Below are 18,493 nucleotides of genomic sequence, written 5' to 3'. Positions count from 1 at the left end.
CGTCTCCCGGGATTGCGGCAAGGGGCGAACGGACGCACCCTGTGCAGACCGATACCGGCGCCGAGAAGGACCACGCGGATTTTGTCGGACCAGGACGTTCAGGCCGCGGCTTCGGGGCAGGCAAAGACGCAGCCCGCAGGCGAAGATTGCGACATCGAGATCGTGAAGCGCGGCGCAAAGGCCGGGCTCGCGACGATCTGCGTCGCTGTCACGGTCGCCGTCCTGGTTCTGGCTGCGGCGGGAATCACGCTCCTGGTGACGGGGATCGTTCCGCTGTCGGGCCTCGAGGGCCGGATCTCGTCTGCGATCGAGGAGCGTCTGGGGCCGGGCTGGGAGGTCGAGGCCGCCGCCGCCGAGCTCAGCCGCATCGACGGCCACTCCCAGCTCAGGGTTCGGCAGGTTTCGTTCCGCCACAGCAGCGGCGCCGTCATCCGCGCTCCCGAAGCGGTTCTGGGCTATGAGCCTCTCGCCCTGCTCAAGGGCGATATCCGGCTCGTGTCGGTCGACCTGCGCGGCGTCAATGTCCGCCTCGGGGTCAACAAGGACGGGGCTCTCGTCATCAATGCCGATTCGGCGCCGGTCGAAGCCCCGCCGCAGCCGACCTTGCCCGACGCGGCGCAATGGAACGCCTTCACCGGCATCATGGGCGCGATCTCGACCCTGGCTCGCGGCGACGGGCTGCTCGGTGCGCTCGAAACCGCCGGCATGAACGGCGCGCGCCTGTCGCTGGTCGATCCCGATGGCCGCCAGAAGGCGGGGCTCGAGGATGTCGAGATCCGCCTGACCCGCAACGGCGAGCGCGGCACCCGTCTGTGGATGAAGGGGCGCACCGGCCAGCGCTGGAAGGAGCTGGCGGTCGACATGTCGACGGAGGCCGACGGCACCCAGCGCGCCGATATCGACATCCTGCGCTTCGAACCGGCCGAGGCGGTCGCGCTCGCCTTCGGCACTGGTGGGCTGATCGTCGAAGGCATGCCCATGCAGGGCAAGGCGACGCTCCGCCAGACGCCGGACGGCCGCAAGTCGATCACCGCCCAGATCGACGTCCACTCGGGCACGCTGAAGTTCCCGGAAAGTCCGATGCCGCCGGTGGTGGTCGATTCGGCCCGTTTCGAGCTGGCGAGCGGGGCCGACCTGACGCAGCTCGACATCCGCAGCGCGGAACTCAAGGCAGGGGCGACGCAGCTCAAGGCCAAGGGCTCGCTGCGCGAGGACGATGGCGGCTGGCGGCTGGCCCTCGACGCAGGCGGACAACTCGCCGGGCTCGATGCCGACCCCGCCGTTCAGATCGACAGCCTCAGGGCAGCGCTGAAGATCGATCCCGCCAATGGCGCTCTGACGATCGAGGAGGCCGCGATCCGCGGACCGGCCGCGACCGTCGACATGACGGCCTTCATCCAGAAGGTCGGCGATTCCCCGCTGCAACGCTTCGCGATCAAGGCCGCCAACTCGGATGCGCGCGCGCTCCTGGCGATCTGGCCCGAATTCACCTCGCATGATGTTCATCGGACGTTGCGGCGCCAGCTCGCTGCCGGCCGGATGAAGTCGCTCTCCGTCGATCTCGATCTGGCGCCGGAGGATCATGCCCGCCTGATCCGTGGCCACGGCCTGCCGGACGGCGCCCTGTCGGTCGTCATCGATGCCGATCAGGTTCGCTACCTGCCCGATCCGGGCCTGCCGCCGCTCGCCGATGCCACAGTCACCGGCAAGGTGACGGGCCGGACCGTTCAGCTCGCGGTCGGCAAGGCGACGGCCGAGCTGGGAAATGGCCGGCAGTTGCAGCTCAGCGAAGGCAGCTTCGCGATGCCCGATTACGCGGTGCGGCGGGCGCAGGCGCGCATCGGCTTCCGCTCGCTGGGCTCGATGGACGGGCTGGCCGCGCTGTTCGCCTTCCCGGCGCTCAAGGATTTCAACCTCGGGCAGATCGATCCGAGCGCCGTCAAGGGAAGCAGCGACATGAAGGTCGTGATCACCTTGCCGCTGGCGGACGATTTGCGGCCGGACGAGGTCGCGGTGACCGGGTCGGGCACACTGTCGAACGTCAGCTCCGATACGCTTCTCGGCACGGAGAAGCTTGAGGGCGGTAATCTGTCCGTCAATGTCGATCGCAATGGCCTTGTCCTGCGCGGCGATGCGCGCATCGGTGGCGACAAGGGAACCATCGAGCTCAGGCAGAACGGCAAGGGGCAGGGCGAGGCCATCCTGCAGCTCAATCTCGATGCAGCCGCCCGGCAGAGGCGCGGCTTCGGCACGGATTCGGGCGTCTTGGGCACGCTTCCCGTGAAGGTCGCGAAAACCTTCGGCAAGGGCGGCGACGGGCCGCCGCGCGTCGAGATCGACTTGACCAAGGTGGCGTTGGACGGCGTCATTCCGGGCCTGAACAAGCCGGCCGGGCGCGCCGGAAAGATCAGCTTCCTCTATGTCGCCGATCCGGACGGCCCGGATCTCGATGACTTTACGTTCGATGCCGGATCGGCCCTGATCAAGGGGCGCGTGGAGCTGAACAAGCAGAACGGCCTGGATGTGGCGAGTTTCTCGCAGTTTCGGTTGTCGCCCGGCGATAACCTGAAGCTCGACGCGCGGCGGGACGGCAACGTCACGAAGCTCACGGTGCGCGGCGCCGTCGCGGATCTGCGCCCCTTCATCAAGGATATCCAGGGCGCGGCGCCGTCGGGCAAAGGCGGCGACAAGTCCGGGACGAAGGGTGCGGATTACGATGTCGACCTCGACGTGCCGATCCTGACCGGTTTCAACAACGAGGCCATCACCAACGGTACGCTCAAGCTTGCCAAGCGTGGCGGGGACCTGCGTTCCATCAATTTCCACGGGCGGATCGGCAAAGCCGAGGTGACGGCGAAACAGGGGCGCCAGAACAACCAGCTCGTCGTCCAGTCAGAGAATGGCGGTTCGTTCCTGCGCTTCCTCGATCTCTACAACAAGGCCTATGGCGGCGACCTCATCCTGACCATGGGCGCCGGCGAGAACCAGAGCGGCGACCTGCTGTTCCGGAACTTCATCGTGCGCGATGAGCCGGCCCTGCGCCGCGTGGTCGGCGCCCAATCCGCGAATGCCTTTTCCGGCGATCGCCCCGAAGAGCAGCGCATCGATACCACCGAGGTGGCGTTCACCAAGCTCAAGGCCGAGTTCACGCGCTCGGCCAGCCGCCTCGACGTCTCCGACATGGTGATCTGGGGCCACCAGGTCGGCTTCACCCTGCAGGGGCATGTCGACTATGGCCGCGACCGGGTCGATATCGGCGGCACCTTCGTGCCGGGCTATGCCTTCAACAACGCCTTCGCGCAGGTGCCGGTGGTCGGTGCGCTGCTCGGCGGCGGCAGCCAGTATGGCGGGCTGTTCGCGGTGAATTTCCGCGTCTCCGGCCCGGCGAGCGCGCCGACCATGACGATCAACCCGCTATCGGCGATCGCACCCGGCATCCTGCGCCGCTTCGTCGACCCGCTCGGCGGCGCGCCGGCGCAGCGCCCGGTCCAGCCCGGCCAGGCGCCGCTGCGTTGAGAGGTTCCGCCGCGGCTTATTCCGGCCGCAGCAGGATGTGCTTCTTCTTGCCGAAGGAGAGCTTGATCACGCCGTCGGACGACAGGTCGGCGAGGCCGAGCGCGGCGCGCTCGTCCATCACGACCACGTCGTTGACGCGCAGGCCGCCGGCCTTGACCTGACGGCGGGCCTCGCCGGTCGAGGGCACCAGCCCCGCTTTGACGAAGGCCGTGAGCACGCCGAGGCCCGGTTCGATCTCGCCCCGTGCTATCGTGACACTCGGCAGGTCGACTGCTAGCGCACCCTCCTCGAAGGTCTTGCGCGCGGTCTCGGCGGCGGCTTCCGCGGCCTCGCGGCCGTGGACGATCGCCGTGATCTCGGTGGCGAGGATCTTCTTCGCCTCGTTGAGCTCGGCACCGCCGAGCGCGGCGAGCCGGGCGATCTCGTCCAGCGGCATCCGCGTGAACACCTTGAGGAAACGGCCGACATCGGCGTCCTCGGTGTTGCGGAAGTACTGCCAGAAATCATAGGGGCTGAAGACGTCGGCATTGAGCCAGACCGCGCCATTGGCGGTCTTGCCCATCTTGGCGCCCGACGAGGTCGTCAGCAGCGGCGTCGTCACGCAGTAGAGCTGCGGGCCGCCCATCCGGTGCGAGAGATCGACGCCGTTGATGATGTTGCCCCACTGGTCGGAGCCACCCATCTGCAAACGGCAGCCATAGCGGCGGTTGAGCTCGACGAAGTCGTAGCCCTGCATGATCATGTAGTTGAATTCGAGGAAGGACAGCGACTGCTCGCGATCGAGCCGGAGCTTCACCGAATCGAAGGATAGCATGCGGTTGACCGAGAAATGCCGGCCGACATCGCGCAGGAACTCGACATAGTTCAGCTTCAGCAGCCAATCGGCATTGTTGGCCATCATCGCGTCGGTCTGCCCGTCGCCATAGCGCAGGATGCGGCCGAAGACCCGCTTGATGCTCTCGATATTCCTGGCGATCTCCTCGACGGTGAGCAGCTTGCGCTGGTCGTCGCGGAAGGAGGGGTCGCCGACCATCGAGGTGCCGCCGCCCATCAGCGTGATCGGGCGGTGGCCGGTCTCCTGGAACCAGTAGAGCATCGTAAGGGAAATGAGGTTTCCGATATGGATGCTGGTCGCGGTCGCGTCGTAGCCGACATAGGCCGTCTGGGTTCCCTGACGGCACAGAGCATCGAGGCCTGCCGGATCGGAGACCTGATGGATGAGGCCGCGCTCGTCGAGCACGCGCAGGAAATCGGACTTGTAGGTGGTCATGGCGGCTTGCGATCTGATGGGTGTCGTTCCGCCGTCGTCTAGAGCATCGGACCGAAAAGTGGAAACCACTTTTCGGAAAATCCAATGCCGAACAAAGAGCTGGATCGCCGCTTGCGTCCGACAGGACGCCGGGCGACCCGGCATGTTCCAGCCAAAGTGGAAACCGCTTCTGCGGCCGGGGCTGTCCCTGAATACCTTCGGCGCGTTCAGACAGGTGGCGGCAGCTGCTGCCACAGCTCGGCCGCGTCTCGCGGGCCGGGCGGCGCCAGCAAATCGCGCTGGAGCCCGAGATCGCGCAGGGCACGCTCGTCGAGCGAGGCGAGATAGCGCCCCGCCCGCCACGCGCCTCTCCAGCGATCCCATATCGCCAGCCAGGGATGATTGAGGGGCAAACGGCTTGGCGCGCGCAGGAGCGCCGTCTCGGAGAGACATGTCATGATCCGAACCTCGGCATTGCGGGCACAGGCGCCCGCCGGTGTGGGTCGAAACTGAGCGAAATGCCGTGGCACGACAAAGCGGAAGATTGTCACCTGCCATAAGGAGAGCTTATGCTTCGGCATGCCCGCTCACCTTCCGCCGCCGAAGCTGCCGCCGCTTGCCGCCGTCCGTGTCTTCGAGGCTGCGGCGCGCCACCAGAACTTCACCCGCGCCGCCGAGGAACTCGGCATGACGCAGGCCGCCGTGAGCTATCAGGTCCGGCTGCTGGAGGATCGCGTCGGCGCTGCCCTGTTCGTGCGCCGGCCGCGACAGGTCGAGCTGACGCCGCTCGGGCAGCGGCTCGCAAAACCCGTCGCAAAGGCGCTTGCCGACATCGGCATGGTGTTCCGGGAAATCTGCGAGGAGAACCAGACGGTCCTGACGATCTCCTCGCTGCAGACGATGGCCATCACCTGGCTTTCGCCGCGACTGGCGCAGTTCCAGATGAAGAACCCGCAATTCGCCGTGCGCGTTCGAACCTCGCAGCATCTCGTCGACTTCTCCACCGAGGGCGTCGATCTCGCCGTGCGCTATGGGCCGGGCTCATGGCCGGGCGTCACGGCGGAGAAGCTGTTCGATTGCCACTACGCGCCGCTCTGTGCGCCCGAACTGCGCGAGCGGCTGCAACTGCGCGAGGCGGCCGACCTGTTGCGGGCGCCGCTGCTCAGCGCCGACGAGACGTCCTGGAAGGTTTGGTTCGCCGATCTCGGCCTCGACATGCCACAGCAGGCCGGACGGACGATGTCGCTGGAGATGCAGGCGATGAATGTCCAGGCCGCGATGCGCGGGCACGGCGTCACGATGGCCGTGCCCGAGCTCTTCGCCTACGACATCGCGGCCGGGCGGCTCGTCTATGCGGTCGAGCACGCCGTACGCGACGAATGGGCCTATTGGATCGTTTATCCGCAGGAGCGCCAGCGCGAGCGCAAGATCAGGCTGTTCCGCGACTGGATCCTGGCGGAAGCGCGGGCAGCGGCCATGGCGCTGCCCGTCATGGCATCGAGCCGGGGGCTGACCCGCCCGGCGCCATGAGCCGGCCCGCTCAGGCCTGTTCCTGCTCGCTCTTAAGGATCTCGGGGCCGACCTTGCGGTCGAGATAGACGCCGACCTGCTCCATCAGCACGTCGACCTTGCCGTCGAAGAAATGGTTGGCGCCCTCGACGACCGTGTGCTCGATTTGGATGCCCTTCTGGGTCTTCACCTTCTCGATCACCGCCATCACCTCCTTGACCGGCGCGACGCGGTCTTCCGAGCCGTGCACGAACAGGCCGGAGGACGGGCAGGGCGCCAGGAACGAGAAGTCGTAGCGATTGGCCATCGCCGCGATCGAGAGGAAGCCCTCGATCTCGGGGCGGCGCATCAGCAGCTGCATGCCGATCCAGGCGCCGAAGGAGACGCCGGCGATCCAGCAGCTCTTGGCCTCCGGGTTGAGCGCCTGCATCCAGTCGAGCGCGGCGGCGGCGTCCGAGAGCTCGCCCGCGCCATGGTCGAAATGGCCCTGGCTGCGGCCGACGCCGCGGAAGTTGAAGCGCAGCGCCGAGAAGCCGCGGTTCACATAGGTGTAGAACAGGTTGTAGACGATCTGGTTGTTCATCGTCCCGCCGAACTGCGGGTGCGGGTGCAGGATGATCGCCAGCGGCGCGCCCCGCTTCTTAGCGGGCTGATAGCGGCCCTCGATCCGGCCTGCCGGCCCGTTGAAAATCACCTCTGGCATCGTCTCACCGCTTCTTGCGGCAGTGCCGGCGCGGGCGGGCAGAAAGCGGGCGCATGCCTGCTCGAAACCCGGCCACCCTTGACGGCGCCACCATGCGCGCCCTAGATGAAGAGCGCTTAGAATAGTTCTAACAGCCGTGAACAAGTCAGGAACAAAACGGTGGATCGCTCATGCGAACCGCGTTTCGACCGTTACGGCCGGTTGTGATGGGCGGCTATAGCACGGCGCACTGGTGCGATTTCAAGCATTTCGTGTTGGCAGCTGCATGATGATGACGATGGAGCAGGAAGGATCGTGACGGCGGGACGCGCCTATCTCGACCACAACGCCACGACCCCGGCCCGGCCGGAGGTGGTGGAGGCGGTCGCGCATGCGCTGGCACTGCCGGGCAATCCATCCTCCGTCCATGGCGAGGGACGCGCCGCGCGCGGCGCGATGGAGCGGGCACGCGAGCAGGTCGCGACGCTCGTTGGCGCCAAGGCGTCGAACGTCGTCTTCACCAGCGGCGGCACCGAAGCGAACGTCACGGTGCTCTCGCCGGGCCTGATGGATTGCGATGGCGGGCGGGACTGCGTGCGCACCCCGGCCTCCCTGCTGCTTCACAGCGCGACCGAGCATGCCTGCGTGCGCGAGGGGCATCGTTTCCCCGCCGGCGCCGTCGAGGCGATCCCGGTCGACGAGCATGGCGTGGTCGATCTGGGCTGGCTCGACGAGCGGCTAGCACGCTTCGTCACGGAAAACCCGGGCGCGCGTGCGCTGGTCTCGATCCATCTGGCCAATAACGAGACCGGCGTGATCCAGCCGGTGGCAGAGGCCGCAGCGATCGCTCATCGCCATGGCGCTCTGCTTCACAGCGATGCCGTGCAGGCTGCCGGCAAGATCGCCATCGACATCATGGCTCTCGGCGCCGATGTGCTGACGCTCTCGGCGCACAAGATCGGTGGTCCCAAGGGCATCGGCGCCATCGTCTTCCGCACCGGTGCTCTCGAACTCGCCGACAAACCCATGCGCGGCGGCGGGCAGGAGCGCGGCTGGCGCGCCGGAACCGAAAACCTTGCGGGAATCATCGGCCTCGGTGCGGCGGCTGACATCGCGCGCGAAGCTCTGGCAACGGAGCCTGGCCGGCTGGGCGGATTGCGGGAGCGGCTGGAGGCCGGCTTGCTGGCGCTCTCGCCAGAGACGGCGATCTTCGGCAGCAGCGTTCCGCGCCTGCCCAATACCAGCGCCTTCGCGACGCCGGGCCTCAAGGCCGAGACCCTTCTGATCAGGCTCGATCTCGCCGGCGCGGCGCTTTCCTCCGGCTCGGCCTGCTCCTCTGGCAAGGTCAAGCGCTCGCATGTGCTCGATGCGATGAAAATCGACCCCGCCATGAGCGCAGGGGCCTTGCGGGCGTCGCTCGGATGGACCACCTGCGAAGCAGATATCGATCTCTTTCTTGCGGCCTACGGCAAGCTCGTGGCTGCGAGCACCGATCGGGGCACCCGGGCTGCCGCCTGAGCGTTCCGCAAAACGAAGACCAAACCGGCGGGCCTTGAACCCGCGACTGGAGACTGAACATGGCAGCGGTCCAGGAGACCATCGATCAGGTCAAGTCGATCGACGTGACCGAGTACAAATACGGCTTCGTCACCGAGATCGAGGTCGACAAGCCGGCCAAGGGGCTGACTGAAGACACCGTCCGCTACATCTCGGCGCGCAAGAACGAGCCGGAATGGATGCTGGAATGGCGGCTCGACGCCTTCCGCCGCTGGAAGACGATGACCGAGCCGGTCTGGTCGCGCGTGCAATACCCGCCGATCGACTATCAGGCCCTTTACTACTACGCCGCGCCGAAGAAGGGCGCCTCGCCGAAGTCGCTCGACGAGGTCGATCCGGCGATTCTCGAAACCTACAAGAAGCTCGGCATCCCCTTGCGCGAGCAGGAGATCCTGGCCGGCGTCGCGCCGGAGAACCGCGTCGCGGTCGATGCCGTGTTCGACTCCGTCTCGGTGGTTACCACCTTCAAGAAGGAGCTGGCGCAGGCCGGCGTGATCTTCTGCTCGATCTCGGAAGCGATCCAGGAGCATCCCGAGCTGGTGAAGAAGTATCTCGCCACCGTCGTGCCGGTGACGGACAACTACTTCGCGACGCTCAACAGCGCGGTCTTCACCGACGGCTCCTTCGTCTATGTGCCGAAGGGCGTGCGCTGCCCGATGGAGCTCTCGACCTATTTCCGCATCAACGAGCAGAACACCGGCCAGTTCGAGCGCACGCTGATCATCGCCGACGAGGGCGCCTATGTCAGCTATCTCGAAGGCTGCACGGCGCCCAAGCGCGACGAGAACCAGCTCCACGCCGCGGTGGTCGAGCTGATCGCGCTCGACGATGCCGAGATCAAATACTCGACCGTCCAGAACTGGTATCCGGGCGATTCCGAGGGCAAGGGCGGCATCTACAACTTCGTGACCAAGCGCGGCGACTGCCGCGGCAAGAACTCGAAGATCTCGTGGACGCAGGTCGAGACCGGCTCGGCGATCACCTGGAAGTACCCGTCCTGCATCCTGCGCGGCGACGGCTCGCGCGGCGAGTTCTACTCGATCGCGGTGTCGAACGGTGCGCAGCAGGTCGATAGCGGCACCAAGATGCTGCATCTCGGCAAGAACACCACCTCCAAGATCATCGCCAAGGGCATCGCGGCCGGCAAATCGGACTCGACCTATCGCGGCATCGTCTCGGCGCATCGCAAGGCGACGGGCGCGCGCAACTTCACCAACTGCGACTCGCTGCTGATCGGCGACCAGTGCGGCGCGCACACCATCCCCTATATCGAGGCCAAGACCGCGACCGCGATCTTCGAGCACGAGGCCACCACCTCGAAGATCGGCGAGGACCAGCTCTTCTACTGCCAGCAGCGCGGCCTCTCCGAGGAGGAGGCGGTGGCGCTGATCGTCAACGGCTTCGTCAAGGAGGTGCTGCAGCAGCTCCCGATGGAGTTCGCCGTCGAGGCGCAGAAGCTGATCACCATCTCGCTCGAAGGCTCGGTTGGATAAGGGCGGTCATCCCGCACGCGCTGCGGCACGAAGTGCTGCTGCGCAGATGCGGGACCGTCATCAGGACCATCACTGGACAAAACGATCCCGGGTCTGCGGAGCACCGCTTCGCGCTGCACCGCGCACGGGATGACACAGGAACGAAACGATGCTCGAAATTCGCAATCTGGTCGTCAAGATCGCCGACGAGGACAAGCAGATCCTCAATGGCCTGAACCTCACCGTGAACGACGGCGAGGTCGCCGCGATCATGGGGCCGAACGGCTCCGGCAAGTCGACCCTGTCCTATGTCATCGCAGGCAAGGAGGACTATGAGGTACTCGACGGCGAGATCCTGCTCGACGGCGAGAATGTGCTGGAGATGGAGGCCGATGCCCGCGCCGCCGCCGGCATCTTCCTCGCCTTCCAGTACCCGCTGGAGATTCCCGGCGTCGCCACCATGACCTTCCTGAAGGCGGCGATGAACGCACAGCGCAAGGCGCGCGGCGAGGCCGAGCTGCTGACGCCGGACTTCATCAAGCTGGTCAACGGGGCCGCCGACAAGCTCGGCATCGCCAAGGACATGCTGCGCCGGCCGCTCAATGTCGGCTTCTCCGGCGGTGAGAAGAAGCGCATGGAAATCCTTCAGATGGCTCTGCTTTCGCCGTCCATGTGCATCCTCGACGAGACCGATTCCGGCCTCGACATCGACGCGCTGCGCATCGTCGCGGAGGGCGTCAACGCGCTGCGCGACAAGAGCCGCGGCTTCCTGGTCATCACCCACTATCAGCGCCTGCTCGATCACATCGTGCCGGACACCGTCCACGTCATGTCGAAGGGCCGCATCGTGAAGACCGGCGGCCCGGAGCTGGCGCTGGAGCTCGAGAAGTCGGGCTATGCGGCCTATGCGGAGGCGGCGTGATGGCCATCGTCACCCCGTTGAAGACGGCGGCCGAGCAGCAGCTCGCGCAGCAATACGCCGACAGCAAGGCCGAGCTGCCGGGCGGCCCGGCCGTGCGCAAGCTGCGCGAGGACGCCTTTGCCGGCTTCGAGGCCAAGGGCCTGCCGCATCGCCGGCTCGAATCCTGGCGCTATACCGACCTGCGCAGCATCCTGCGCGAGGCGCGCCCGCTCGCTGACGCCGCCGATGTGACCGCCAGGGTCAAGGCCCGGCTCGGCGAGATCGAGCTTGCGGGTCTGCGGCTGGTGCTGGTCGATGGCGCCTTCGCGCCGGAGCTATCGGCGCTCGATGCGATCCCCGAGGGCGTCTCGGTGCACTCGCTCGCCGACGCCTTGGTGTCGCCGCGCGAGGATCTGACCCGCATCCTGGCCGGCCCCTCGGTCGGCGCTGACGATACGGGGTTGATGCTCAACACGGCGCTGATGCGCGACGGCGTCTTCGTCGAGATCGCCGAGGGTGTGGAGCTAGAGGAGCCCGTCGTGATCGTCTCGCTCGTCTCGGGCGAGGAGGAGCGGGCGGTGTTCCATCGCTCGGTCGTTCTGGCCGGCAAGGGCGCCAAGGGCACGATCGTCGAGGTCAGCGAAGCCGCGGGTTCCGCTGCCCAGCAGATCAACGGCGCCATCGTCTTCGAGACCGGCGACGACAGCGAGATCCAGCATGTCCGGTTCGTGACCCGCCAGCAGCCCGCGACCGTGCAGGTGCAGAGCCTGCTCGCGACGGTCGGTGCCCACGCGAAGTTCGACTCCTTCGCTCTGGTCTGCAAGGCCGGCACCGTGCGCCAGCAGCATTTCGTCCGCTATGCCGGCGAGCACAGCGAGATCGGCCTGCGCGGCGTCAACTTGCTCCGTGCCTCCGAGCATTCGGACGTTACGCTGATCGTCGACCATGAAGTGCCGCACGGCACCAGCCGCGAGCTGTTCAAGTCGATCATCGGCGGCGAGGGTACTGGTGTGTTCCAGGGCAAGGTCGTCGTGCGTCCCCACGCGCAGAAGACCGATGGCAGCATGAAGAGCAACGCGCTGCTGCTCAACGACGGCGCCTCGATGTACAACAAGCCGGAGCTCGAGATCTTCGCCGACGACGTCGTCTGCGGTCATGGCGCGACCGTCGCGCAGATCGATGGCGACCAGCTCTTTTACCTGATGGCGCGCGGCCTGCCGCGTGCCCAGGCCGAAGCTCTGGTGCTGCAGGCCTTCGCCGGCGAGGCGGTCGAGTTCATTGCCGACGAGAACGTGCGCGAGATCGTCATGGGCGAGGTCGTGGCCTGGCTCCAGGCCCGCGAGGCCGCTTCCGAGGTGAGCACCGTCTGATGCCCTACATCAATCTCCAGATCACCAAGGGCGCGACGCGCGAGCAGAAGGCCCAGATCGTCAAGGAATTCACCGAGACGCTGGTGAAGGTGCTCGGCAAGAACCCGCAGAACACCCATATCGTGATCCAGGAGATCGAACGGGAGGATTGGGGGCATGCCGGGGCGCTCGTCGCCGACCGGCAGCCCGGTTCCGGAAAGGCGTGAGCATGAACGCGGTCACCGGCCAGCCCGTGCTGAAGCCCTACGACGTCGAGGCGATCAGGCGGGATTTCCCGATCCTGTCGCGCGAGGTCTACGGCAAGCCGCTTGTCTATCTCGACAACGCCGCCTCGGCCCAGAAGCCGAACGCGGTGATCGACGCGATGACGAAGCTGATGCGCGATGACTATTCCAACGTCCATCGCGGGCTCCACTATCTCGCGAACGCCTCGACCGAAGCCTATGAAGCTGCACGCGAAAGCGCGCGGCGCTTCCTAAACGCGGCGCATCTGGAGGAGGTCGTCTTCACCCGCTCCTCGACGGGCGCGCTCAACACTGTGGCGTCCTCGCTCGGGCGGTATCTGAACCTCGGCGAGGGCGACGAGATCATCGTCTCGATCCTCGAGCACCACTCCAACATCGTGCCCTGGCACTACTGGCGCGAGCGCCACGGCGCCGTGCTGAAATGGGCTCCTATCGACGAGGACGGCAACTTCCTTGTCGAGGAATTCGAGAAGCTGATCTCAGCCCGCACCAAGGTCGTGTCGCTGACGCATATGTCGAACGCCACGGGCACGATCGTGCCGATCGCTGAGGTCGCGAAGATCTGCCGGGCGCATGGCATCCCACTCGTCGTCGACGGCAGCCAGGGCGCGGTGCACCTGCCGGTCGATGTGCAGGCGCTGGGCTGCGATTTCTACGCCTTCACCGGCCACAAGACCTATGGGCCGACCGGCTCCGGCATTCTGTGGGGTCGCAAGGAATGGCTGGACAAGCTGCCGCCCTACGAAGGTGGCGGCGAGATGATCGTTACCGTCACCGAAGATACCGTGACCTATAACGACCCGCCGCACCGCTTCGAGGCTGGCACGCCGGCCATCATCGAGACGGTGGGGCTCGGCGCGGCGCTCGAATACATGATGGCGCTGGGCCGCGAGAACATCGCCGCGCATGAGGCGAAGCTCGGCGCTTATGCGATGGAGCGGCTCGGCGAGATGAACTCGATCCGCATCTTCGGCAAGGCGAAGGACAAGGGCGCGATCGTCGCCTTCGAGATGAAGGGCGCCCATGCGCACGACGTCGCGACGGTGATCGACCGCGCCGGTGTCGCGGTTCGCGCCGGCACCCATTGCGCAATGCCGCTTTTGGCACGATATGGAGTGACATCGACCTGCCGCGCTTCCTTCGGCCTCTACAACACGCTGGAGGAGGTCGACAGCCTGGTGGAAGCGCTGAGGAAGGCCGAGAACCTGTTCGCATGATTTCTTCGAGGATCCCAGCCTTGGCTACGTCCGAACCCATCGAGCTGAAGGAAGACAGCTACAAGCCCAACGAGCCGCAGGTCGGCTCGAGCTCGTCGCTGCCGCCCGAGGAGATCGACCGGCTGACCGACGACATCGTCGCGGCGCTGAAGACGGTCTACGACCCCGAGATTCCGGCCGATATCTACGAGCTCGGCCTGATCTATCGCGTCGACATCGCCGACGACCGGCAGGTCTCGATCGACATGACGCTGACGGCGCCGGGCTGCCCGGTCGCGGGCGAAATGCCGGGCTGGGTCGAGAACGCGGTCAGCACCGTCAACGGGATCGCCGGCGTCACGGTGAACATGACGTTCGATCCGCCCTGGGATCAGTCGCGCATGTCCGACGAGGCTCGCGTCGCCCTCGATATGTGGTGAATGCCGCCGGCCCCATGCCGGCGTGATGAATCGCATTCCATCGCTTCATTGGCGTTCGGTCGGCTTCGCTGGCAGGAAAGGCTGAGCCCGATCCGCCCCCGGAGCCTGCGATGCCGCGCTTCCCCTACGAAACCGTCGACGTCTTCACCGACGGCCCCTTCGGCGGCAATCCGCTCGCCGTCTTCACGGATGCGCGCGGGCTCTCCGATGCGCAGATGCAGGCGCTCGCGGCGGAGATGAACTACAGCGAGACGACCTTCGTCCTGCCGGCTGACGACCCGGCCAACGATGCGCGGGTCCGCATTTTCCACCGTACGGCCGAGATGCCCTTCGCCGGCCATCCCAATGTCGGCACCGCCTGCGTGCTCGCGCGCCATGGCCGCGACCGCGATGGCGTGCTGCGTTTCGAGCAGATGGCTGGCCTCGTCGAGATCGCGATCGAGCGTAATGGGGCAGGCGAGGTGACTGGCGCCGTGATCGCCGCTCCGCAGGCGCTCTCGCTTGGCATCGAGCTGCCGGCCGAGGGCATCGCCGCCTGCGCGAGCCTCGCGCCCAGGGATATCGTCACGGCAGCCCACCAGCCGGTCCAGGCCTCGCTCGGGGTCAAGTTCGTGCTGGCGCAGGTCGCGCCCGAGGCCTTGGCCACGGCCACCCCCGATCTCGCAGCCTTCCGGAGCCTCGAAGGTCAGTATGCCGAACTGGCCGGGCGGCTATCGCTGTTTCTCTATGCGCGCGACGGCAACAGCATCCGGGCGCGGATGTTCGCGCCGCTGGCCGGCACCTGGGAAGATCCGGCAACCGGCAGCGCCAGCGCGACGCTCGGCGCGCTCCTGCTCTCGCTCGATGGCGGCGACGAGGCCGCGTATACGATCACCCAGGGCGTCGAGATGGGCCGGCCGAGCTTGCTGAACGTGACATCCCGGCGCGTCGCGGACGGCTTCCGCTCCCGCGTCGGAGGCGGCAGTGTGCCGATGTTCCGCGGCGAGGCGCTGCTCTAGCCGGTGTTGACACTTGGCCGCGCCGGCTTCGAGCCCCGCCGCCGTCATTCCGGGGCGCCGCGAAGCGGCGAGCCTGGAACCCATGAACACGACGCATGAGAGAGGGCTGAGCCGGTCTGCAGCGCAACTTGTCCGGCCCGGTGTTTATGGGTCCCGGGCTCTTCGCGAAGGCGAAGCCCCGGAATGACGGCGTGGTTCCGTCAGAACCCAGCAGGCTCTAGGCGAGCCCCAATTCGGCCCGCGCGCGCTTCGTCATTCCCGCGGCGGCCAGGCGGTGGCTCTCGCGCAGATAATCCTGCAGGGCATCGTCCGGCATGCTTTCGCCGGACTGCCACTGGATCCATTTCATGCCGCGCGAGGCGAGATAGGGCGCGGGTCTCAGGCCCGGCAGCTCGCTGAGGATATCGAAGGCCATCGGCGAGCATTTGAAGCTGATGGCCATCTCGCCGTCATCCTGCTGGCGGCCGATGGCGAAGACCTTCTCTCCGACCTTCCAGACATCGACACCGCCCCATTGCACGACATGGCGCGTGGCGGGCAGGGTGGCGCAGAAGGCGTTGTAGGCCTCGGGCGACATGGCCGCCTCAATAGCTCTCGGCGTCGATGCCATGGCGCGCGGCCGCGGCCTTGATCTGCGACCAGGTCTCGTCGTCCAGCGGAATACCGGCCGCGCCACGCTCGGCCCGGACCGTCCGCTCCTTGTCGCCCGGCGCCAGCACCGGATTGGCCGGGTCCTGCGGCTTCGCCGCCCGCACGAAGGCCAGATAGCTCTCGATGCGGCTGCGGCGCAGCTCGGCATCAGGCTCCAGCCGGGCGGGGTCGATGATGACGCCGAAGAGCGAGTTGATGATCCAGGTCTTTCGCGGCTTTTCGTCGATGCGGGCAGCGCCCATCAGCCCAGCGGATAGCAGCTCGGCGATCAGCGAGAGCCCGGCGCCCTTGTGGTCGCCGAAGGGCAGGAGGGCTCCGAGCGGATGATCCGGGCTGGCGAACACATGCGCCGGGTCCGTCGTCGGCCTGCCTTCGCCGTCGATGATGTAGCCGGGCGGCACCTGCTCGCCCTTGTTCAGGGCCACGCGGGCCTTGCCATGCGCCATGCGGCTCGTCGCGAAGTCGAGGATGAGCGGCTCGCCGCCGGGGACAGGGATGCCGATCGCATGCGGATTGGTGCCGAAGCGCGCCTCCTTGGCCGCATAGGGCGCGACGATCGGCGGGCGGCCGGCGACATTCACCCAGAAGAACGAGATCAGCCCGGCTTCCGCCGCGACCTCGGCGTAGTGGCCGATGCGGCCGATATGATGCGAATCGAGCAGGTTGACGATGGCGACGCCGCCGGTCCTGGCCATTTCGACCGCGCGGTCGACGGCATTGCGCGCATTCGGCTGGCCCAGAGCGACCGCGCCGTCGATGATCAGGAAGGGTGCGGCGTCGACCCGCGTCTGCGGCTGCGATTGCGGGCTGAGATTGCCGTCGGCCAGCGACTGGAAATAGAGCGGAATCATGCCGACGCCGTGGCTGTCATGCCCGCTCAGATTGGCGAGCACGAGATGGTCGGCGGTCTCCTGCGCCTCCGCGTCCGTCCAGCCGGCTTTCGCGACCATGTCCCTGACGAGGGCGCGCAGCGATTCGGGGCGGTGGAGGCGATGAGGCATGGGCTTTCCGGCGCTTGAGCTGGTCTCGAGGGCGATCGCGCCAGAGTGCATGCCTCGGCTCGATCCACAATGCGTCTGGCGGGCGGGGGACGGATCGGCGATGCATGGCCACGCCATCGGCATCTCGACGTAGGGCGGCGCAATCCCTATGTTAGGCGGACAATCTTGCTTCACCGGGCCTTGACCCCGGTCGAGGAGGGACAACGATGTTTTCGATACCGGGCCTCAAGGTCATCTCTCTGACCGACGCCGCGGCCACGCGCATCCGTGAGATCATGGCTCAGTCGGCCGGCGGAGACATGCCGGCGCTCGGCCTGCGCGTGGGCGTCAAGAAGGGCGGCTGCGCCGGGATGGAGTATACCTTCGAGATCGCCCGCACGGTCGACAAGGGTGACGAGGTCGTGAGCGAAAAGGATGCGACGGTGATCGTCGACGCCAAGGCCGTGCTGTTCCTGCTCGGCACCGAGCTCGACTTCAAGACCGACCGCTTCTCCTCGACCTTCGTGTTCAACAATCCCAATCAGGTTTCGGCCTGCGGCTGCGGCGAGTCGGTCGAGATCAAGCCGCGCAGCGAAAGCGCGCTCGCAGCGTCCTGAGCGGCCCACGCGGCCGCGTCAGGACGGTTCAAGCCACGCGGCTCGTCGTCTCCAGCGCATCCTCGGTGACGGTGCGGTTCCGCCCGTCGCGCTTGGCCTGCATCATCGCCTGATCCGCGCGGTCCACCAGCGAGCCGGCGGTGTCGCCGCGCCGATAGCTCGATACGCCGAGCGAGATGGTGATGCGGCCGAGGTTTTCATTGGTCGAGCGCTTGATCAGCTCACGGGTCAGCAAGGCCTGGCGCACGGTTTCCGCGCCGAACTTGCCGGCGATCAGATCGGCCTCCGGCAGGATGATCGCGAATTCCTCGCCGCCGAAGCGGGTGATGACCGCCTTGTCCTTGAACTTGTCCCTCATGGTGCGGGCGACGAGGCGCAGCACCTGGTCGCCGGTCAGATGGCCGTGGGCGTCGTTGAAGCGCTTGAAGAAGTCGATATCGGCCATCACCAGCGCGAAGGGCTCGCGCCGGAGCGTCGCCTGATCGATCGACTTCTGCAGCATCTCCTCGAAATGGCGGCGGTTGGCGAGGCCGGTCAGCGGATCAGTGAGCGCCTCGGCGCGGGTCGATTCCAGCGCCTCGCGCAGGTTGCGGATCTCGTTGGCGCTGTTGCGCAGCTCGGCCTCGAGCTGGGCCTTGCGGACGACTTCCTCGCGGGTCGACATCACCAGCGCCTCGACCCATTCGCGCAGCTGGTGTCGGTCGGTCGGCGGCGGAACCTCCTCCGACATCGCGGTGAGGCGGCCATGATAAAGCTCGCTGGAGCCGAGCGCCCTGTCGACCAGCGACATCATCGCATCGATCTCGCCGAGAACCTGCATGCTGGTGCGCTCGGCCTGGCGGGAGAAGCGCTCCGAACTGATGAAGCGCTCGTAGAGGTTGTCGATGTCGGCGGCGTTCACCTGCCCCTCGCTGCCGGCGATGATCGCGTTCATCGCCATGCTGACGGCCGGCATCTCGCCGCTCAGATGGGCGTACCAGACCTCGAAGGCGCGGGGATAGCTCGGCGAGCCGTGCTGTCGCATGGCGGCGACGACGCGCTCGGCGAGATCGTTGGTGCGGGCGGAAACCGAAGCTTCGTCGTCCATGCCTTCGCCATTCCGGTATGAAG

Annotated in this window: 17 protein-coding genes; 11 read left to right on the top strand and 6 right to left on the bottom strand. The window is 66.7% G+C overall.

The window, feature by feature from the left end; all coding sequences use genetic code 11:
- The first annotated feature begins 81 nt into the window (after positions 1-81).
- Positions 82-3,516 (top strand): hypothetical protein, encoded by a 3,435-nt coding sequence (locus AC2FAN_RS01350; protein ID WP_485172442.1) that lies wholly within the window; start codon positions 82-84, stop codon positions 3,514-3,516.
- A 16-nt stretch (positions 3,517-3,532) separates the two neighbouring features.
- Here the strand turns inward: AC2FAN_RS01350 and tyrS are convergent, their stop codons facing one another.
- Both tyrS and AC2FAN_RS01340 read right to left on the bottom strand, forming a co-directional pair.
- Positions 3,533-4,786: a tyrosine--tRNA ligase gene (tyrS, locus tag AC2FAN_RS01345; protein WP_265053225.1), complete on the bottom strand. Its 1,254-nt coding sequence runs from the start codon at positions 4,784-4,786 to the stop codon at positions 3,533-3,535.
- Positions 4,787-4,992: 206 nt separating this feature from the next.
- The gene (locus AC2FAN_RS01340) at positions 4,993-5,346 is read right to left on the bottom strand and encodes a DUF1127 domain-containing protein (protein ID WP_265053226.1); all 354 of its coding nucleotides are present in this window, start codon (positions 5,344-5,346) and stop codon (positions 4,993-4,995) included.
- On the opposite strand from AC2FAN_RS01340, the gene gcvA reads away from it, so the two are divergent.
- Complete coding sequence (gene gcvA, locus AC2FAN_RS01335) at positions 5,345-6,295, top strand: transcriptional regulator GcvA (RefSeq protein WP_485172441.1); 951 nt, start codon at positions 5,345-5,347, stop codon at positions 6,293-6,295. The two genes, AC2FAN_RS01340 and gcvA, sit on opposite strands and share 2 nt — an antisense overlap.
- Positions 6,296-6,305: 10 nt before the next feature.
- Here the strand turns inward: gcvA and AC2FAN_RS01330 are convergent, their stop codons facing one another.
- A complete protein-coding gene (locus AC2FAN_RS01330; RefSeq protein ID WP_265053228.1) occupies positions 6,306-6,977 on the bottom strand; it encodes an alpha/beta hydrolase in 672 nt (223 codons plus the stop codon).
- Between the two features lie 291 nt (positions 6,978-7,268).
- Between AC2FAN_RS01330 and AC2FAN_RS01325 the strand changes: the two genes are divergently transcribed.
- The 8 genes from AC2FAN_RS01325 to AC2FAN_RS01290 all read left to right on the top strand — a co-directional run bounded on the left by AC2FAN_RS01325 (position 7,269) and on the right by AC2FAN_RS01290 (position 15,135).
- Positions 7,269-8,474 (top strand): cysteine desulfurase family protein, encoded by a 1,206-nt coding sequence (locus tag AC2FAN_RS01325; RefSeq protein WP_485173040.1) that lies wholly within the window; start codon positions 7,269-7,271, stop codon positions 8,472-8,474.
- A gap of 59 nt (positions 8,475-8,533) precedes the next feature.
- Positions 8,534-10,006 (top strand): Fe-S cluster assembly protein SufB, encoded by a 1,473-nt coding sequence (gene sufB, locus AC2FAN_RS01320; protein ID WP_265053229.1) that lies wholly within the window; start codon positions 8,534-8,536, stop codon positions 10,004-10,006.
- Between the two features lie 148 nt (positions 10,007-10,154).
- On the top strand, positions 10,155-10,907 hold the full coding sequence (gene sufC, locus AC2FAN_RS01315; protein ID WP_476806493.1) for a Fe-S cluster assembly ATPase SufC: 753 nt from the start codon (positions 10,155-10,157) through the stop codon (positions 10,905-10,907).
- The gene (gene sufD, locus AC2FAN_RS01310) at positions 10,907-12,256 is read left to right on the top strand and encodes a Fe-S cluster assembly protein SufD (protein ID WP_485172440.1); all 1,350 of its coding nucleotides are present in this window, start codon (positions 10,907-10,909) and stop codon (positions 12,254-12,256) included. The genes sufC and sufD overlap by 1 nt, the downstream gene beginning before the upstream one ends.
- Positions 12,256-12,462, top strand: a complete 207-nt coding sequence (locus AC2FAN_RS01305) for a tautomerase family protein (RefSeq protein WP_400506761.1) — start codon at positions 12,256-12,258, stop codon at positions 12,460-12,462. Before sufD ends, AC2FAN_RS01305 begins: the two co-directional genes overlap by 1 nt.
- Positions 12,463-12,464: 2 nt before the next feature.
- On the top strand, positions 12,465-13,718 hold the full coding sequence (locus AC2FAN_RS01300) for a cysteine desulfurase (RefSeq protein WP_485172439.1): 1,254 nt from the start codon (positions 12,465-12,467) through the stop codon (positions 13,716-13,718).
- A gap of 11 nt (positions 13,719-13,729) precedes the next feature.
- Positions 13,730-14,137: an SUF system Fe-S cluster assembly protein gene (locus AC2FAN_RS01295; protein WP_265054819.1), complete on the top strand. Its 408-nt coding sequence runs from the start codon at positions 13,730-13,732 to the stop codon at positions 14,135-14,137.
- A gap of 110 nt (positions 14,138-14,247) precedes the next feature.
- Positions 14,248-15,135, top strand: a complete 888-nt coding sequence (locus AC2FAN_RS01290) for a PhzF family phenazine biosynthesis protein (RefSeq protein ID WP_485172438.1) — start codon at positions 14,248-14,250, stop codon at positions 15,133-15,135.
- Positions 15,136-15,352: 217 nt separating this feature from the next.
- Here AC2FAN_RS01290 and AC2FAN_RS01285 read toward each other — a convergent pair whose 3' ends face one another.
- Positions 15,353-15,712, bottom strand: a complete 360-nt coding sequence (locus AC2FAN_RS01285) for an MmcQ/YjbR family DNA-binding protein (RefSeq protein ID WP_485172437.1) — start codon at positions 15,710-15,712, stop codon at positions 15,353-15,355.
- Between the two features lie 7 nt (positions 15,713-15,719).
- Complete coding sequence (locus AC2FAN_RS01280; protein ID WP_485172436.1) at positions 15,720-16,787, bottom strand: malate/lactate/ureidoglycolate dehydrogenase; 1,068 nt, start codon at positions 16,785-16,787, stop codon at positions 15,720-15,722.
- A gap of 206 nt (positions 16,788-16,993) precedes the next feature.
- Between AC2FAN_RS01280 and AC2FAN_RS01275 the strand changes: the two genes are divergently transcribed.
- Positions 16,994-17,383, top strand: coding sequence for a HesB/IscA family protein (locus tag AC2FAN_RS01275; protein ID WP_265053237.1), 390 nt, complete (start codon positions 16,994-16,996; stop codon positions 17,381-17,383).
- Between the two features lie 28 nt (positions 17,384-17,411).
- Here the strand turns inward: AC2FAN_RS01275 and AC2FAN_RS01270 are convergent, their stop codons facing one another.
- On the bottom strand, positions 17,412-18,470 hold the full coding sequence (locus tag AC2FAN_RS01270; protein ID WP_485172435.1) for a GGDEF domain-containing protein: 1,059 nt from the start codon (positions 18,468-18,470) through the stop codon (positions 17,412-17,414).
- Between the last annotated feature and the right edge of the window lie 23 nt (positions 18,471-18,493).

The organism is Allobosea sp. RIT-PG3_2 (assembly GCF_057321085.1).
This window is presented reverse-complemented; position numbering and strand designations above follow the sequence as displayed.

Excerpts from the sequence above, each read along its gene's own strand:
- tyrS (WP_265053225.1), bottom strand. The coding sequence starts at position 4,786 with ATGACCACCTACAAGTCCGATTTCCTGCGCGTGCTCGACGAGCGCGGC.
- gcvA (WP_485172441.1), top strand. The coding sequence starts at position 5,345 with ATGCCCGCTCACCTTCCGCCGCCGAAGCTGCCGCCGCTTGCCGCCGTC.
- AC2FAN_RS01340 (WP_265053226.1), bottom strand. The coding sequence starts at position 5,346 with ATGCCGAAGCATAAGCTCTCCTTATGGCAGGTGACAATCTTCCGCTTT.
- AC2FAN_RS01330 (WP_265053228.1), bottom strand. The coding sequence starts at position 6,977 with ATGCCAGAGGTGATTTTCAACGGGCCGGCAGGCCGGATCGAGGGCCGC.
- sufB (WP_265053229.1), top strand. The coding sequence starts at position 8,534 with ATGGCAGCGGTCCAGGAGACCATCGATCAGGTCAAGTCGATCGACGTG.
- sufC (WP_476806493.1), top strand. The coding sequence starts at position 10,155 with ATGCTCGAAATTCGCAATCTGGTCGTCAAGATCGCCGACGAGGACAAG.
- sufD (WP_485172440.1), top strand. The coding sequence starts at position 10,907 with ATGGCCATCGTCACCCCGTTGAAGACGGCGGCCGAGCAGCAGCTCGCG.
- AC2FAN_RS01305 (WP_400506761.1), top strand. The coding sequence starts at position 12,256 with ATGCCCTACATCAATCTCCAGATCACCAAGGGCGCGACGCGCGAGCAG.
- AC2FAN_RS01300 (WP_485172439.1), top strand. The coding sequence starts at position 12,465 with ATGAACGCGGTCACCGGCCAGCCCGTGCTGAAGCCCTACGACGTCGAG.
- AC2FAN_RS01290 (WP_485172438.1), top strand. The coding sequence starts at position 14,248 with ATGCCGCGCTTCCCCTACGAAACCGTCGACGTCTTCACCGACGGCCCC.
- AC2FAN_RS01285 (WP_485172437.1), bottom strand. The coding sequence starts at position 15,712 with ATGTCGCCCGAGGCCTACAACGCCTTCTGCGCCACCCTGCCCGCCACG.
- AC2FAN_RS01280 (WP_485172436.1), bottom strand. The coding sequence starts at position 16,787 with ATGCCTCATCGCCTCCACCGCCCCGAATCGCTGCGCGCCCTCGTCAGG.
- AC2FAN_RS01275 (WP_265053237.1), top strand. The coding sequence starts at position 16,994 with ATGTTTTCGATACCGGGCCTCAAGGTCATCTCTCTGACCGACGCCGCG.
- AC2FAN_RS01270 (WP_485172435.1), bottom strand. The coding sequence starts at position 18,470 with ATGGACGACGAAGCTTCGGTTTCCGCCCGCACCAACGATCTCGCCGAG.